Source organism: Pseudoalteromonas sp. XI10 (assembly GCF_001469895.1).
In the GTDB taxonomy this organism is placed as follows: domain Bacteria; phylum Pseudomonadota; class Gammaproteobacteria; order Enterobacterales; family Alteromonadaceae; genus Pseudoalteromonas.
In genome coordinates this window covers 103,827-120,903 of record NZ_LOPY01000038.1, presented here as the reverse complement: position 1 = coordinate 120,903, position 17,077 = coordinate 103,827, and the positions used below count along the sequence as shown (strand labels likewise).

The window sequence follows — 17,077 nt, the reverse complement described above, 5'->3', positions numbered from 1 at the left end:
CAAATAACATTTGATCTAGACCCAAAATCCGATAGAGCAGCAGCCTATCGGATTTTTATACAAACACTAATTGGCAAGTTTCAAACCAATAATGCCAAGGGCAATCAGCAGTAGGCTGGCTATTTTTAATAGACTTACGCCTTCAGATAATAACGTCATGCCAATAATTGCTGAGCCAATTACGCCGATACCTACCCAAACTGCATAAGCCAAACTAAGTGGTAATGATTTAAGCGCCACGCTTAAGCAATAGAAGCTCGCAGCCATGGTTAAGAGTGTAAAGAATGAAATGAGTGGTTTAGTAAAACCGTTTGATTGTTTTAGGCCATACGCCCAAGCGACTTCAAGTAAGCCAGCAGTAATAAGTAGGATCCAATTCATGGTCGACCTCTTTATGGGGTCGTCCCCGAATTTAATTTCAACTTTAAGGTCGTCCTCAAAGCGGTGTAGTACATCACCACACCCGACGAAATCTAGCACGCCCAAGTTAGCTAGGCAACTATAGCCAAAAAAAGCGAGCAACCTGCTCGCTTTTCTCTACTTGGCTTTGTTTATCGCCTATAAACTCACAGTTAGCGACCAATAATCAGTGCGCCACCTTGAGCTAATAAGTTTAAGGTTAACTTACCACTGTTACTTACAGTGACTTGCTTAGTACCTGCACTGCCATCTTTGTTATCAAACAACAGGGTGACTTTTTTGCCCGCTAACATAGGTAAATCAATATCTAATGTTTTGGCTTTATTTTCACCATTCACGGCTGCTACCCACCATGTTTGCTGATGACGCCTTGCGATCGTTGCATCTTGACCCGGCTGACCTGCAATATAGCGTGTTTCATCCCATACCGTTGGCATCGCCTTTAAAGTATCAATAACAAATTGAGGTTGCTCTTCAAGGTTATTTGGCGTCAGGCCAAAATGTTGCACTGGTGATTGATAAAGCACACCTGTTGCCAGTTCAAATGTATCTGTGGTTTTACGAATAGTGCCTACTGTTTGATCTTGAGATAAGCGTTTGTTTAAAAACACTGGGGCAAAATCCATAGCGCCAATAGCATTACGAGTGAACGGTAAAATAGTCGCGTTATAGGCATGTAAATCTAACGAATTTTGATGAAAAACAAGGTTTTCCGATGCCAGTACCGCTTCAGATGTGACGAAGTTCGGATACATTCTTTCCCAACCACGCGGGATGGTACTACCATGAAAGGTGATCACTAAACCATACTGATTTGCATCTGTGAGAATATCTTCATAAAGTTTAATGGTTTCTTGTTTATCACCACCAAAAAAGTCAACTTTAAGGCCTTTAACACCAATACTTTGCAGCCACGCCATTTCATTTCGACGTGCAGGTGCACTGTTCATTCTATTTTGCGGGGTCTGTGGTGCATCATTCCACCAGCCATTTGAGTTGTACCACAAAATAACATCAACGCCCTTTCCATTGGCGTACTTAACCAATTCAGCCATTCTCTCGCGGCCAATGTTTTTATCCCACCAATTGTCGATTAATACATATTCAAAGTTTAATGACGCAGCTAAATCAATAAATTTGATTTGGTCATCGTAGTTGATACTTGGGTCTTGCCAAACAATCCAGCTCCATGTTGAACGACCCATTTTATAATCTTGGCTTGGTTGATAAAGGGGTTTAACTAAATCAAACGCCACGGTTGATTCAACGATTGGTTTTAAACTTGCTCCTAACGTAATGGTGCGCCAAGGTGTGGTTGCAGGCATTGCCATAGCCGCATAAGTTGCACCAATGCCATTATTTTCTCCAGCCTGAGGAAATGAAATACGATATACACCGTCTTTCGTGCCTTCACTTAATTTTGAGCCAACATAATGGCTATCAACACCGGTTTCAGAAATTAAAAGCCAACCTTTATCGCTATTTCTAAATAATGCAGGAAATGTATAGCCCACGCCATTCGCTGATGGTGTTCCAAGGGCTTCGTTAAAGGTGTAAGGCTCTTCGTAACTTGGTTTTGTTTGCATCCAGCCCGTTTCAGGTAAGGCTTGTGGGCTTATAAACGTGGTTGCATTATCTGGTAGGTTAAAAGCACTGTATTCAGCTAACACCTTAATACGGGTATCAGTTTCAGCTCCCGATATCTGATAACGAAATGCAACATCGCTATCAGACACGTTAAACTCGACTCCTAGTACTTTGCCCTCTTGGTTTTCAAATTGCGCTTTTAAGGTATTCGCCGTGTAGTTTACTTCACTCACCTTTGCATTATGCAGCTTATATCTTTCATTGACTGAAGCTGTTGTATGGCTTTTATATTTTAGGCTTTGTGAAAAATCACCCAGGTTGGTATTTAAACCAAGCTGTGATTGCTGCAAAAACTCTTGGTTGCCATAATTTACGCTATAAACAAGCTGATTTTGTTGTTTTTCGAGTTTTACAGTTATTTGTCCATCTGGGCTTGTAACGCTAAGCGGTAATTGTGCGTGAGCAAGCATAGAGCTTGTGAGAAGTGATATATAGATACTTGGTTTTATCATTGTTGTTATCCTTAAGCTGCAAAAGCATTAAGTGATATCATAATACAAATGTAAACTTTTTGTCACTCAAGTCTATTAATATAAGCTGTGATCGAAAAATGTACTCCATCCGTTAGATATTGTTACAGTTACTAGGTTGTATATTTACGGCAAAAGGCTAAGCTTTAGATAAATAACAAAAACTTAAACAATTTATGAAACTACTGACCGTATTTTTTTTATTCGCCTCATATCAAGCTCTTGCGGGCCTAACGCCTGTTAGTTTTGTGAAAAATAGCGAAATTGCCACTGAAGAAGCGGTGCGTTTCAACGGCGGATACGGTTATAACCTAGATGCTAAACACGTTTTAAAGCTTGTTACTTTGGATTGGCCTCCTTATATTGATGAAAACTTATGTAATAAAGGCTGGCTTTACCAATTTGCTGTAAGCTCTTTACTTGAAAAAGGCTATGGCGTGCATATTAGCTTTTACCCGTGGGCACGTGCCGTAAGAGAAGCTGAACTAGGTCGCGCTGATATTCTCTTTCCTGAATATTTCATTGAAGATGATGTCATTTCAGATAACTTCCTTGATAAAACCCGCAACGATTTACTTGCCTTGAGTCATGCCATTCCTGGTGGGGATCTGTCTTTTGTGGCGTTAAAAGGGAATCAGATTGGATTTAATGGGGATTTAAACTCTGTAAAAGACTTGCCTATTGGCGTAGTTCGCTCATATAAAAACACCAAAGAACTCGATGCCATGATTGATAATAAAGAAATCGATACAATCGTCGCTAATAATGAGTACCAACTAATTCATCTCTTACTTAGTAACCGCGTAAGCCTGATTGTGGCAGATCTTGAAGTGTTAAAAGCAAGCGTTTACAAGTCTGAATTATCAATTAGCGGCAAACGACAAATACTAGAATCACTGGTTGCGTTAGAGCCTAAGCTTGAATACAAACCGCTATATTTTTCTGTCAGCAAATCAACGCCGCACTGGCAAAAAGTTTTAGAAGACTTAAATGACGAAATAGAACTAATGCAACAAAGCGGCAAGTTTGACGAGTTCATCGAAGGAATGAAGCAACAGTGCTACGGATTAGACAAAGCGGCGTAAACGCCGCTTTTTTTGATTATATCAGTATGCAAGTGAGTACTACTCGGGCACTCGAACCCAGCCTTCCATTAATACACGCGCACTTCGGCTCATACTTGCTTTTGTGACTTGCCAATTGCCATCAACAAGTGTTGCAGCAGCGCCCACTTTTAAAGTGCCAGAAGGATGACCAAAGTTTACTTCCTGACGCTCACCACCACCTGCAGCAAGATTTACCAAGGTACCAGGAATGGCTGCAGCGGTACCTATTGCAACCGCAGCCGTGCCCATCATGGCATGATGCAATTTACCCATCGACATAGCGCGTACCACTAAATCAATATCAGCTTCGTTTACAACTTTTCCGCTTGATGCGTGATAAGTTTTAGCTGGTGCAACCCAAGCTACTTTTGGCGTATGTTGACGTGCCTTTGCTTCATCAATATGAGAAATTAGCCCCATTTTCAACGCCCCATAGGCGCGAATCGTTTCTAACTTTTCAAGTGCCGATACATCACCGTTAATGGCTTCTTGTAGCTCAGTGCCATCGTAGCCAACTTCACTGGCGTTAATGAAAACAGTCGGAATACCCGCATTGATCATCGTTGCAGACAACATACCAATACCTGGCACTTCTAATTCATCGACTAAGTTACCTGTTGGAAATAAGGCCCCTTCGCCATCAGCAGGGTCCATAAATTCAAGTTTCACTTCAGCAGCAGGGAATGTCACGCCATCAAGCTCAAAATCACCAGTCTCTTGCACTTCACCGTTAGTAATTGGCACGTGCACTATGATGGTTTTACTAATATTGACTTGCCATACTTTAACTTCAACAACGCCGTTATCTGGAATTTTGCTGGCATCAACAAGACCGTTTGACACAGCAAAGGCCCCTACTGCTGAAGTTAAATTGCCGCAGTTACCACTCCAATCTACAAACGCTTTATCGATAGCAACTTGACCGAAGAGATAATCAACATCGTGATCAGGTTTAGAGCTTTTCGATAATATTACCGTTTTACTGGTGCTTGAGGTTGCACCGCCCATACCATCAGTTTGTTTTTGGTAAGGATCGGGGCTACCAATCACACGTAATAACAGATTATCGCGCGCCTCACCTGCCACTTGGGCAGGCTCGGGTAAGTCAGTTAAGTTAAAGAACACCCCTTTACTGGTGCCGCCACGCATATAGGTCGCTGGCACCTTAATTTGTGGTTTAAACGCCATCGCTTAGTGCTCCTCAGATTCTAAGAAATCTTGCGCGAAACGTTGCAGTACACCACCCGCTGAATAAATTGACACTTCTTCAGCAGTATCTAAACGGCACGTCATTGGTACTTCAACGGTTTCACCATTGGCACGGGTAATCACTAATGTCAGTGTTGCGCCTGGTGTTGGCTCACCTTTCACACTGAAACTTTCACTACCATCAATACCTAGCGTAGTTCGCGTCGTGCCTGCTTTAAACTCAAGCGGTAATACACCCATACCAATTAAGTTAGTGCGGTGAATACGCTCAAAGCCTTCTGCTGCAATCACTTGAACACCAGCTAGGCGAACTCCTTTTGCAGCCCAGTCACGTGATGAGCCTTGGCCATAATCGGCACCAGCCACAATGATAAGCGGTTGTTTGCGCTCCATGTAGGTTTCGATAGCTTCCCACATACGCGTCACTTTGCCTTCTGGTTCAATGCGAGCATATGAACCTTGCTTCACTTCACCATTTTCTTTAACCATTTCATTCAATAACTTAGGGTTAGCGAATGTAGCACGCTGTGCTGTTAAATGGTCACCGCGGTGAGTAGCATAGGAGTTAAAATCTTCTTCTGGGAGACCCATTTTAGCCAGGTATTCACCAGCAGCACTTGACGCTAAAATCGCATTCGAAGGTGATAAGTGGTCAGTAGTGATGTTGTCGCCCAACACAGCTAACGCACGCATATCACTCAGAGAGCGTTCACCCGCTAATGCACCTTCCCAATAAGGAGGACGGCGAATATAAGTACTTTGTGGACGCCATTGGTAAAGTGGATCGTTGTCTTCACCGTAATCTACACTTAAATCAAACATTGGCTCGTAAACCTTTTTAAATTGCTCAGGTTTAACACTTTGTTTGATCACCGCATCAATTTCTTCATCTGATGGCCATAAATCCATAAGGCGAATTTCGTTACCTTGTTGATCATGCCCTAATACATCTTTTTCGATATCAAAACGAATAGTACCGGCAATAGCATAAGCAACAACCAGTGGTGGTGAAGCTAAGAATGCTTGTTTAGCATAAGGGTGAATACGACCATCGAAGTTACGGTTACCCGAAAGTACAGCCGTTGCGTATAGGTCACGGTCAATCACTTCTTGCTGAATTTTAGGATCAAGCGCACCACTCATGCCGTTACAGGTTGTACACGCGAAGGCAACAATACCAAAGCCAAGTTGTTCAAGCTCAGGTAATAAATTGGCTTCTTCTAAGTAAGACTTAACCGCTTTAGAACCCGGTGCCAGTGATGTTTTAACCCATGGCTTTCGAGTTAAACCTTTAGCGTTGGCATTACGCGCAAGTAAACCTGCAGCAATAACGTTGCGTGGGTTACTTGTATTAGTACAACTTGTGATTGCTGCTATGATACAGGCGCCATCTGGCATTAAGCCTTCTTCATTCTCAACAACGCCAGTGATACCCGCTTTATCAAGTTCGCTAGTTGCAACACGGCGATGTGGATTCGAAGGGCCCGCAATATTGCGACCAACTGATGATAGATCAAAGGTTAACACACGCTCATATTCAGCCGTTTTAAGGCTATCACTCCAAAGGCCAGTCTCTTTTGCGTATGTTTCAACTAGTTTAACTTGCTCTTCGTCACGGCCAGTTAAACGTAGATAATCAAGTGTGTTGTCATCGATGTAGAACATCGCTGCTGTTGCGCCAAACTCTGGCGTCATATTAGAAATAGTAGCTCTATCACCTAGGGTAAGTGCATCGGCACCTTCACCATAAAATTCAAGGTAGGTCGACACAACTCTTTCATTACGTAAAAATTCGGTGATCGCTAATACAATGTCGGTTGCAGTAATACCCGGTTGTGGCTTGCCTTTTAGTTCAACACCCACAATGTCAGGTAAACGCATGTAAGATGCACGGCCAAGCATCACGCTTTCAGCTTCAAGACCACCTACACCGACTGCAATAACACCTAACGCATCAACCATAGGTGTGTGGCTATCTGTACCAACTAAGGTATCCGGGAATGCCACGCCATCACGTTTTTGGATTACCGGTGACATTTTCTCTAAATTAATCTGATGCATAATGCCGTTACCCGGCGGGATCACATCAATATTTTTAAATGCTGTTTTTGTCCAATTTATAAAGTGGAAACGGTCATCGTTACGACGGTCTTCAATAGCACGGTTTTTTTCAAATGCGTCAGGTTCAAAACCTGCGTGTTCAACAGCTAATGAGTGGTCAACAATTAACTGTGTTGGTACCACAGGGTTCACTTTTGCAGGATCGCCGCCTTTTGCAGCTATGGCATCACGCAGGCCTGCTAAATCAACTAGTGCTGTTTGACCTAAGATATCGTGACACACGACACGAGCAGGAAACCATGGAAAATCTAAATCACGCTTGCGGTCAATTAACTGCGACAGTGCATCATTTAGCATTTCAGGATCACAGCGACGAACTAAGTTTTCGGCAAGTACTCGCGATGTGTAAGGAAGTGTGGCATAGCTGCCAGGTTTAATTGCATCAACAGCAGCGCGCGTATCAAAGTAATCGACGCCGGTGCCTGCTAATGGTTTTCTAAAATTTGTATTCATGATGATTCTACTTGTACTTGGTGACGGTGAACAAAGGTGGGCTGATTGTTTTTGTATTTATTTCACCCCTTCATAAAGGGGCAGCCAAGCTACCCCTCTCACTGATTTAATTACAATTAACGCTCAGAAATTGGCGTATAGCTACGCGCTTCTGGGCCCGTATAATCTGCACTTGGGCGAATAATACGGTTATTAGCACGTTGCTCTTTCACGTGCGCTGTCCAACCTGTTACACGGCTCATCACGAAAATTGGCGTGAATAACTTAGTTGGGATACCCATGAAGTGATACGCAGATGCATGGAAGAAATCAGCATTACAGAATAGTTTCTTTTCACGCCACATAACTTCTTCACAGCGAACAGACACAGGATAAAGCACATCATCACCCACTTCTGCAGCCAGTTTTTCTGACCATTTTTTGATGATCACGTTACGTGGATCTGATTCACGGTAAATGGCGTGACCAAAGCCCATGATCTTGTCTTTACGCTCAAGCATACCCATCAGCGCATCTTCAGCTTGGTCTGCACTTGTAAAGCCTTCAATCATATCCATAGCCGCTTCGTTAGCACCACCATGCAATGGGCCACGTAAGCTACCAATAGCACCCGTTACACAAGAGTGAATATCAGACAATGTTGATGCGCACACACGCGCAGTGAATGTTGATGCATTAAACTCATGCTCTGCATAAAGAATTAAAGACACATTCATTACTTGCTCAAACAGTGCTGATGGTGCTTCGTCATGTAATAAACGTAAGAAATGTGCACCTACCGAATCATCATCTGTTTCAGTTTCAATACGAACGCCGTCATGGCTAAAACGATACCAGTAACAAATAATGCTTGGGAATACCGCAACTAGGCGGTCAATCGCATCATTCGCTTCTGAGAAATCTTGCTCCATTTCTAGGTTACCTAGCATTGAACAACCAGTACGCATTACATCCATTGGATGCGCGTCTTTAGGAATGTTCTCAAGCACTGTTTTTAGTGCGTCTGGTAAACCACGTAGTGATTTTAGCTTTGCTTTATATTCAGTCAGCTCAGACTCTGTTGGTAATTCACCGCGCGACAGTAAAAAAGACACTTCTTCAAACTGCGCTTTATCTGCTAATTCACTAATATCATAACCACAATAAGTTAAACCTGAACCTGATTGACCTACTGTACACAGTGCTGTTTCACCTGCTACTTGACCACGTAAACCTGCGCCGCCTAATGCTTTATCTACCATGAGTGTTCTCCTTATATGTTGTCGTTATGATTTTTTAGCTGAGAAAAGGTTATCGAGTGTGTTTTCATATGAGTGATAGTCTAAAAACTCATATAATTCCGCACGTGTTTGCATATTGTCTACTTGGCTTTGTTGCGAGCCTTCGCTAAGAATAGACGAATACACATTAAGTGCTGCTTTGTTCATCGCTCTAAATGCACTAAGTGGATAAAGTACAATTTCAACACCCACTTCGCTCAATTGCTCTTTTGTATAAAGTGGCGTTTGACCAAATTCAGTGATATTCGCAAGAATTGGTACATTTAACGCTTTAGCAAACGCTTGGTAATCCGCTAAATCATGTACCGCTTCTGCGAAGATGGCGTCAGCACCTGCTTCAACACACGCTGCTGCGCGGTCAATCGCGGCATTTAAGCCTTCTTTTTGGAATGCATCAGTACGCGCCATAATGTAAAAATCACTGTCTGTTTTGGCATCAACCGCAGCTTTAATACGGTCAACCATTTCATCTTTAGACACGATCTCTTTATTAGGACGGTGACCACAACGTTTTTGTGCTACTTGGTCTTCAATATGAAAGCCCGCAGCACCTGCTTTGGTCATTTCTTTAACGGTACGAGCAATATTAAATGCACCGCCCCAACCTGTGTCAGCATCAACAAGAAGCGGTAAGTCGGTAGCGCTGGTGATTCGACGAATATCTTCAAGTACGTTATCAAGGCTAGTCATACCTAAATCTGGCATGCCATATGATGCGTTAGCAACACCCGCACCTGAGAGGTAAAGTGCTTGGTGTCCTGTTTTTTCTGCCATCATTGCGCAGTACGCGTTGACGGTGCCAACCACTTGCAATGGCTTGTTGTTGGCAATTGCCTGTTTGAATTTTAATCCTGCTGACATTGGATAACTCCTATCTTTGAACGGTTTTAGCTCTTTGGCTAACTCTATTTTTTAAATCTAAATTGTGACTGTTTAACTAAGGCGCTACTAATTTTTTGCTGCGAGTAAGTCAAACTTAGTCTGAATATTTGCCTGAGACGCACTGATATGGCGCTTCATAAGCATTTCGGCTAATTCACCGTCATGGTTTTCAATGGCATTAATAATAGCCAAGTGTTCATCAAACGCTTTTGATACACGTGGCCCAACCATCCCCATTTGTACACGGTACATTCGAATTAACTGGTACAACTCATTACATAAAAGATGAATTAAGTGTGCGTTTTTCGACCCTTTAATAATGCGATAGTGAAAATCAAGGTCGCCCGCTTCTTGGTAGTATGATTCACCTTCTTTTACACGCTGTGTTTGTAAATGCTGGTTCAATAACTGTTTTAAACCCTGCACTTCTTCAGGTTCCATGTTGTCGGCAGCTAACCGACAAGCCAACCCTTCTAAGGCACTACGAACCTGATAGACTTCGATTAAACGCTCGGCTGTTAGTGCAACAACACGGCAACCAACATTTGCTTTACGCTCTACCAAATAACAGCTCTCTAAACGATTTAGCGCCTCACGTAAGGTGGCACGGCTTACACCATAGCGTTTAGCAAGTTCTGGCTCAGAAATTTTGCTGCCCTGCTCGATGGTGCCTTGGACAATTTCACGACGCATGTCGACAAACACTTGGTCTGATGCTGTTGTTATCGTGATATCGTTGTAGTTATCGTTGGCTTTTTGCTCTGTCATAATAGGTCTATCAAAGTACTAAATTAAGATTGTCGACAATTTGTAAGTTCACTATGCGCCCTATCATTGCAAGTGTCAACCTTGAGATCGGAAAAACAGGCTAAAAAACCAGCAAAATGTCGACATAAATTGATATTTCTCAAAAATAATGGCTATAAAGAACATTTATATTGGCAATATGTCGACACATCAATCTCACTGTTAAAAAGCTAAAAATATCCCCTGATAGCGCTATAAATGGTATGATCCAGCTATTATTACGTGATGTGAGAGCCATTTAGTGGACGCTAATACATATATTCCTGACTCATTTATTGATGATGTAAAAAGCTACCTTCCTGAACATTTATCATTAGACGACTTTATTGCAGCCTGTCGCCGCCCACTAAGACGATCTGTTCGCGTGAATACATTAAAAATGTCAGTCGCAGAATTTCAGCGTCAATGCGCCAAAAAAGGATGGCAATTAACAGCAATTCCATGGTGCGAAGAAGGATTCTGGCTAACACGCCCAACCGACGAAGAAGCGGCCCTTGCCATCGGTAATACCGATTTACACTTAAGTGGTGCTATGTATGTGCAAGAAGCCAGCTCAATGTTACCGCCGGTTGCACTGAGAGCCGAAGTTAAGCAAAGCGATGCAGTACTTGATATGGCATCGGCTCCAGGTTCAAAAACATCACAAATCGCCGCAATGATGGATAATAGCGGTGTGTTAGTAGCCAATGAGTTGTCATCGTCACGCTTAAAAGTATTAGCAGCAACCCTCAAACGTATGGGCGTAGGTAATTGTGCATTATCACATTTTGACGGTGTGATCTTTGGGGATTACATGTATGAGTGTTTCGATAGTATTTTGCTTGACGCCCCGTGTTCAGGTGAAGGCACGGTTCGTAAAGATGCAGACGCCCTAAAGAATTGGTCAATCGAATCTAATATTGATATTGCTGCTGTGCAAAAAGCCCTTATTAAAAGTGCCTTTTATGCCTTAAAACCAGGTGGTACATTAGTCTACTCGACCTGTACTTTAACACCTCTTGAAAACCAACAAGTGTGTGAGTATCTATTAGCAGAGTTCCCTGATTGCATCGAAGTACAATCGCTCGATAGCCTTTTTGATGGTGCAGACAAAGCGACAACCAGCGAAGGTTATTTGCATGTTTGGCCGCAAACTTACGACAGTGAAGGTTTCTTCATCGCTAAATTTAAAAAAATAGCGTCAAGCGATAACCCTAATCAAAAAGTTAAAAAAGGCGCATTTCCGTTTGCTGAGTTTGATAAAAAGCAAAGCCAAGCGTTTATGCAAACAATTAAAAAACAGTTCGGTCTAAAATCACTCAAAGGCACGTTAATGCAGCGTGATAAAGAGCTTTGGTTGTTTCCAGATGGCTTTGATGAACTGCAAGATAAAATTAAATACTCACGTTTAGGTATTCAACTTGGTGTGATCCACAAAGGTGGTGTTCGCTTAACTCACGAGTTTGCCACTGTCTTTGGCCAATATTGTGATAAAAATACCTTTGAGATGTCTGCTTGCCAAGCAAACGATTACTTTAACGGTAAAGATATTCGACTCGAAAAACCAACGCAAGATAATGGTGAAGTAGTTTTAATGTTATGTGGTTGTCCGGTAGGCCTAGGTAAGTGGCAAAAGAACAAAATTAAGAACTCTTTACCTCGCGATTTAGTCCAAAATACCCAGTTGATAACTTGGGTATAAGTTGCGCATAAAGACTGTATAAACAAGGCACTGATTTAGGTAAAAAGCTGTAACAGACTGATTTTAAACTAGTATAAAATTTGTACATTTACCGTGCAATTTCCTGCTGATTAACTACACTTAAAAGTACTTTCTACTTCTCCCTACTGAATTTAGAAGGTGTTTTTTTATAGTTAGCGCAGGCTCACACGAGCCACCCCCTAAGCCCAGAACAATGCGGATTCGTTCTGGGCGTTTTTTTATTCAAAAGTCGCATAGCAAAGCATTAGCCTTTTTGATTTCATTGTAAAAACAATGATAAAGGATTGATTATGCTTAAACCCTTGTGCGTCGTACTACCATTTTTAATAAGCTGCCAAACTCTGGCAAAAAGCAATGACTACCTAGGCTTTGACTACCCTAATAAGGCTAAAAATGCTGTCAGTATCACTTTTGATGATGCAAGACATAGCCAAGTTGATACCGGTTTAGCGCTTTTAAACAAATACCAAATAAAAGCGACATTTTATGTATCCCCTTTTAACGTAAAAGAACGTGTTGAAAAGTGGCAAATGGCTGTAAAAACAGGTCACGAAATTGCTAATCATACGGCAAGCCACTTGTGTACCGGCAACTTTGAATGGCTTCGTAAACTTGGGGTGTCGCTTGAACAATTTACGTTAAAAGAAATGGAGCAAGATATCTTAAAGGGGCAAGACTATATAAAAGCCACACTCAACGTGACACCAACCGCTTTTGCCTACCCTTGCGGAAACACCTTTGTTGGCCGTGGTGCAAATACTAAAAGCTATGTGCCTTTAATCGCCAAGCACTTTAAAACAGGTCGAACTTGGCTAGACGAAACGGCGAATAACCCTAACTTTACAGACTTTTCGCAGTTAACTAGCTTACCCATTGATGGGCTTACTTTCGAAGAGATCAAAAAATCCATAGAGCAGCACCGAACTAACAATAGTTGGATCATTCTGGCAGGCCACGATATTGGCAAACGAGATCAGTACACTACCGGCACCGACGCCCTTGAGCAGCTCATAGTTTATCTACAAGATCCTAAAAATGGGTTTTGGTTAGATACAGTAAGTAATGTTGCTGACTACGTTGAGGCGAATCGCAAAGCAATCGATTAATTATCGTTTAAATCAAATTCAGTTATTTGGTTATCAGCGTGAATAAGTTCATATTTAGCAAGCAAACCATCATTGAGCTCAATTAAGCTGATAGCCGCATTACTGACCAAATACTTTTGTCCTTCGCCTATGGTTTGGTGTTTATCAACTTCCATCTGCCAACGCTTAGTGAAAAAGTTAAGTGGGCTTTTTGGCGCATATAAAATTGAGTCGAGCTTATCGAGTACATTAATAAGTTTGCGTGGGAACTCATTTTTAATACCACTAGCAGTCAACTGCCAAATTCGGTTTTTATGTTTACCAAAGCGCTTTTGCACTGAAAAACAAAATGAATAATGAACATCACCAGAGAGGATCAAGGTTTCTTTTGGCGTATCTTCACGGCGAAAGGTATCTAGCAGCTTTTTAGCAGAACCTTCATGGGCCATCCAGTTTTCAACATCAACCAACAAGGGTTGCCCGCAAAAATTAAAAATCGCTTGGATTGCTTCAATCGATTTAACACCAAACACAGGAGCTGGAGATACGATAATCACTTTATCGTGAGACAATAAGCTTTCTTCTAATTCAGTGAGCCTTTCCCAATCAAGTAAACCTGATGGTTCATTGAAGTTTTGTTCATTGCGCCAGCGGTGGGTTCGGGTATCGAGCACCACAACTTTGGGGATGGTATTAAGCTCGTAATGCCAATGGTTAAAATTGAGTATTAGCTTATCAAAGTCTTTAAAATGCCAGCTCTGTTGCTGCAGGCTTTGTTTAAAGCTGGGTAATAAAGACAGTGAGTTATCACCTGCATCATTACCAATCCCCTGCATTAACCAATAACTAATTAAGCCATTATTTACAATACGACGGCTAGCTGGGTGCTGATAAATAGCTTGCTCCCAGCCTGCGGTTAAGTTCCAATCATCGGTGACATCATGATCGTCAAACATCATTAATGTCGACACATTGGCAAATAACCTTTCAACGCTTTGAAGACCCTTTGCAAAGCCAACCAGTGCGTCTTTTTCAAGTTTAAATAAGTTAGCGTATTTAGGGGCTAATGCAGGGCATTCAATTGATTCAAACTCAATTAGCTGCCAAGTAACAGCGCTGAAGTTTAATAAATAAAGCGCTATAAATTCTTGAAAATGAATTAAGTGGTTTTCAGCTTTTAAACTTGAGAAGTGTGGCTCATCTTTTTTGAGCCAATAACCAACACCAAATTTGCTCCGTTTCTGCCAAGGTACTTTAGGTAAGTGTAAATGGCGCTGATAAAGTTGCTGCTCATATTCTTCTGGCAAATCTAAATCAAGCGCTGGCTCTTGAAACACACCAAATAGGCTAATCACTTTTTCAATCGCAAGCAGCATTGGCCCTGCGACATCATCAGCATATATTTGGTCGCCAGATAACAATAATAAATCAGCGCCTGCATTAAGCGATTGGCGCTGATCATTTTGCCAATTATCTGCAGCAACAAGGCTGTCTTTTGCAGGATGATGAGGGTTACGACACGAACCATGCAGAATTCTATCGAGTCGATTTGGGATCACAAATGCCGGAGATTCTGCACGTTCATAGCAATAAGACGACAAATCAAGGCTTTTTTCTTCATCATGTAATGAATAGTAGATCAGTGAATCAACTGCAAACTGGCCACTGACTGGCATGACATTAATGAAATTTAAGTAAAGCTGTTGCCCTAACTGGATTGACTCTAGGCTCGAGAATGTTTCAACACCTTTAAACTCAATTCGGTATTGGCAAGGCTCAGTGGTTACAAATTGAAAGCATACTCGCCCTGCATCTGCTCGGCGTACCATTGGCCCCATAACTAACTGAGGTAAGTTCGATACGCCGTCCACTATTACGCTCTTTTAGCCTGATTGAACAACGAATAAAAGTTGTTAGTTGTTGCTTCAGCTAATTCGTTAAAAGTAAGCCCTTTTAATTCAGCAATGTAGTAAGCGACATTTTCAACATAGGCTGGTTGATTTGTTTTACCACGATATGGCACAGGCGCTAAATAAGGTGAATCTGTTTCGATTAGTAAGCGATCTAGCGGAATTTGCTTTACAACGTCTTTTAACTCTACTGCATTTTTAAACGTAACAATGCCCGAAATCGAAATATAAAAGCCCATATCAATGGCTTTTTTGGCCATTTCCCAGTTTTCTGTAAAGCAATGCAATACACCACCACAATTCTCGGCATTGTGAGCGCGCATTAAGTTAATAGTGTCTTCTCTAGCGTCTCGTGTGTGAATAATAAGCGGCTTATTTAGCTCATTAGCAACGTCGATATGCCCAACAAAACTCTCTTGCTGAACAATATGGGTGTCTTTTGAGTAATAGTAATCAAGACCCGTTTCGCCAATAGCAACCACTTTGTCGTGGCTTGCAAGTGAAATAAGCTTTTGCTTATCGAGTGCGTCTTTTTGATCGAGTGGATGCACACCGCATGATGCAGAAACATCTGGATAGTTCTTAATTTTATCCAGCATACTTGGGAATTGATCTAAAGTTACACTTACACATAAAAAGTGTTCAACCTTTTTAGCGCGAGCATTATCGAGTACTTGGTCTAAGTCTAAGTCTAGTTTTTCAAAATCTAAACGATCTAAATGGCAATGAGAATCTACAATCATGGTACTACTTTTATTACATGGTATAGGTCGGATTGCCGGAGTTTAACATAGTACCGAGTAGTTTTTCGATTTTCGCATTCAAATTGGTTTTATCATCGATAAAATTAACACCGATACCTGGTGGGTTTGAGCTTTGTGCACCTTGCGGTGTGATCCAAGCAACTTTACCCGTTACTACATCATCTTCTAGTGCATCTGGTAATGTGACCTTTAAAGCCAATGAATGACCCATTTCAAAGCGCATATTAGTGCGAACAAACAAACCACCATTTTTTAGATAAGGCATGTAACAGCGATATAATTCTTCTAAGTCTTCAATATCTACTAATAATTCTTGCACGATACTTCCTAATTTTGGCTTTCACGTAAAGTAAACGCTAATTGTGAAATGGCTAGTTCCATATTCAAGCCAAGCACATGTGAGTTATTATAAAGAAACTCTGAAATTGCAGTTTGTGCTTTCTGATAATTGAAAAAGTCCATTCCTAACATTAATTGCGTTTTAAGATGCTCTGTTAAGAACAAAGCAAATACATTAACCAAGCTATGATCTTTATTAAGGATGTCGACTAACGCACTGAAATTATGGCTGTCTTTTATCTCAGTTGCAAATTTATAAAGAGAATCGACTGCTTCAAGTTGGTTGTCATTTTGCCACTGCTGAACAAGAAGTGGCTGCCTAGCGAATAACTCTAACCATGAATAATTAGCAATACTTAATGATGCTAACCATTTTTTCGTATATTCAGAGTTAACTTTTATTTCGTGTACGGCACAGCGACTTAAAATTGTCGCAGGTAATAATGCTGTTTGTTCGCACGTTAACAATAAATAACGGCGCAAACTTGGCTCTTCAAGGGTTTTTAATAAAGCATTAGCAGCTGCAGTGGTCATTTTGTGACACTGTTCGAGCACCACTACTTTGTTACCATTTTGCGCCGCTGAATGGTTGATAAAATCACTAATCTCACGAATTTCATCAACGCCTATTGTTTGGCCTTCCACCTTTACAACGCGTTTATCAGGGTGAGTACCCGCTTGATTAAGTTGGCAGCTTTTACAATTGCCGCAGGCCTTTAAGTTTACAGGTGACGCGCAAAGTAAGCCATCAGCGAGCGAATCGGCTAAACCTTGTTTGCCAACGCCTTTATCACCATTAAATAGCTGGGCATGATGAAAGCGTTGCTGTGCAAAACTTTGCGCTAGTTGCTGATAAAGCCCTTCAAGCCACGGCAAAGGCAT

Annotated in this window: 14 protein-coding genes; 3 read left to right on the top strand and 11 right to left on the bottom strand. The window is 41.6% G+C overall.

The annotated features are described in order from the left end of the window. Positions 1–66 precede the first annotated feature (66 nt). Together AUR67_RS08335 and AUR67_RS08330 are read right to left on the bottom strand one after the other, a co-directional pair. Positions 67–381 (bottom strand): DMT family transporter, encoded by a 315-nt coding sequence (locus AUR67_RS08335; RefSeq protein ID WP_058584908.1) that lies wholly within the window; start codon positions 379–381, stop codon positions 67–69. A 191-nt stretch (positions 382–572) separates the two neighbouring features. Then, complete coding sequence (locus tag AUR67_RS08330; RefSeq protein WP_058584907.1) at positions 573–2,519, bottom strand: glycoside hydrolase family 97 protein; 1,947 nt, start codon at positions 2,517–2,519, stop codon at positions 573–575. A 194-nt stretch (positions 2,520–2,713) separates the two neighbouring features. Here AUR67_RS08330 and AUR67_RS08325 point away from each other — a divergent pair, with 194 nt between their 5' ends. Beyond that, positions 2,714–3,622, top strand: coding sequence for a substrate-binding periplasmic protein (locus tag AUR67_RS08325; RefSeq protein WP_058584906.1), 909 nt, complete (start codon positions 2,714–2,716; stop codon positions 3,620–3,622). A 39-nt stretch (positions 3,623–3,661) separates the two neighbouring features. Here AUR67_RS08325 and prpF read toward each other — a convergent pair whose 3' ends face one another. The 5 genes from prpF to AUR67_RS08300 all read right to left on the bottom strand — a co-directional run bounded on the left by prpF (position 3,662) and on the right by AUR67_RS08300 (position 10,356). Continuing rightward, positions 3,662–4,831 carry a 2-methylaconitate cis-trans isomerase PrpF gene (prpF, locus tag AUR67_RS08320; RefSeq protein ID WP_058584905.1) on the bottom strand — a complete coding sequence of 390 codons (1,170 nt, stop codon included), beginning with the start codon at positions 4,829–4,831 and terminating at the stop codon, positions 3,662–3,664. Between the two features lie 3 nt (positions 4,832–4,834). Then, positions 4,835–7,426 carry a Fe/S-dependent 2-methylisocitrate dehydratase AcnD gene (acnD, locus tag AUR67_RS08315; protein ID WP_058584904.1) on the bottom strand — a complete coding sequence of 864 codons (2,592 nt, stop codon included), beginning with the start codon at positions 7,424–7,426 and terminating at the stop codon, positions 4,835–4,837. Positions 7,427–7,542: 116 nt separating this feature from the next. Next, positions 7,543–8,667 carry a 2-methylcitrate synthase gene (gene prpC, locus AUR67_RS08310; RefSeq protein WP_058584903.1) on the bottom strand — a complete coding sequence of 375 codons (1,125 nt, stop codon included), beginning with the start codon at positions 8,665–8,667 and terminating at the stop codon, positions 7,543–7,545. Between the two features lie 24 nt (positions 8,668–8,691). Next, positions 8,692–9,567: a methylisocitrate lyase gene (prpB, locus tag AUR67_RS08305; RefSeq protein WP_054561375.1), complete on the bottom strand. Its 876-nt coding sequence runs from the start codon at positions 9,565–9,567 to the stop codon at positions 8,692–8,694. Positions 9,568–9,654: 87 nt separating this feature from the next. Beyond that, positions 9,655–10,356 carry a GntR family transcriptional regulator gene (locus AUR67_RS08300; protein ID WP_054561374.1) on the bottom strand — a complete coding sequence of 234 codons (702 nt, stop codon included), beginning with the start codon at positions 10,354–10,356 and terminating at the stop codon, positions 9,655–9,657. Positions 10,357–10,636: 280 nt separating this feature from the next. Here AUR67_RS08300 and rsmF point away from each other — a divergent pair, with 280 nt between their 5' ends. Then, positions 10,637–12,076, top strand: a complete 1,440-nt coding sequence (gene rsmF / locus AUR67_RS08295) for a 16S rRNA (cytosine(1407)-C(5))-methyltransferase RsmF (RefSeq protein WP_058584902.1) — start codon at positions 10,637–10,639, stop codon at positions 12,074–12,076. 311 nt (positions 12,077–12,387) lie between these two features. Continuing rightward, positions 12,388–13,203, top strand: a complete 816-nt coding sequence (locus AUR67_RS08290) for a polysaccharide deacetylase family protein (protein ID WP_058584901.1) — start codon at positions 12,388–12,390, stop codon at positions 13,201–13,203. Here AUR67_RS08290 and AUR67_RS08285 read toward each other — a convergent pair. The 4 genes from AUR67_RS08285 to AUR67_RS08270 are packed head-to-tail and all read right to left on the bottom strand — an operon-like array spanning position 13,200 to position 17,077. After that, entirely contained in the window at positions 13,200–15,056 is a 1,857-nt protein-coding gene (locus AUR67_RS08285) for an alkaline phosphatase D family protein (RefSeq protein ID WP_414858330.1), read from the bottom strand. The two genes, AUR67_RS08290 and AUR67_RS08285, sit on opposite strands and share 4 nt — an antisense overlap. Continuing rightward, positions 15,056–15,835, bottom strand: coding sequence for a TatD family hydrolase (locus AUR67_RS08280; RefSeq protein ID WP_058584900.1), 780 nt, complete (start codon positions 15,833–15,835; stop codon positions 15,056–15,058). The genes AUR67_RS08285 and AUR67_RS08280 overlap by 1 nt, the downstream gene beginning before the upstream one ends. Before the next feature lie 13 nt (positions 15,836–15,848). Next, complete coding sequence (locus tag AUR67_RS08275; RefSeq protein WP_054554720.1) at positions 15,849–16,175, bottom strand: PilZ domain-containing protein; 327 nt, start codon at positions 16,173–16,175, stop codon at positions 15,849–15,851. 8 nt (positions 16,176–16,183) lie between these two features. Beyond that, positions 16,184–17,077: a DNA polymerase III subunit gene (locus tag AUR67_RS08270; RefSeq protein WP_058584899.1), complete on the bottom strand. Its 894-nt coding sequence runs from the start codon at positions 17,075–17,077 to the stop codon at positions 16,184–16,186.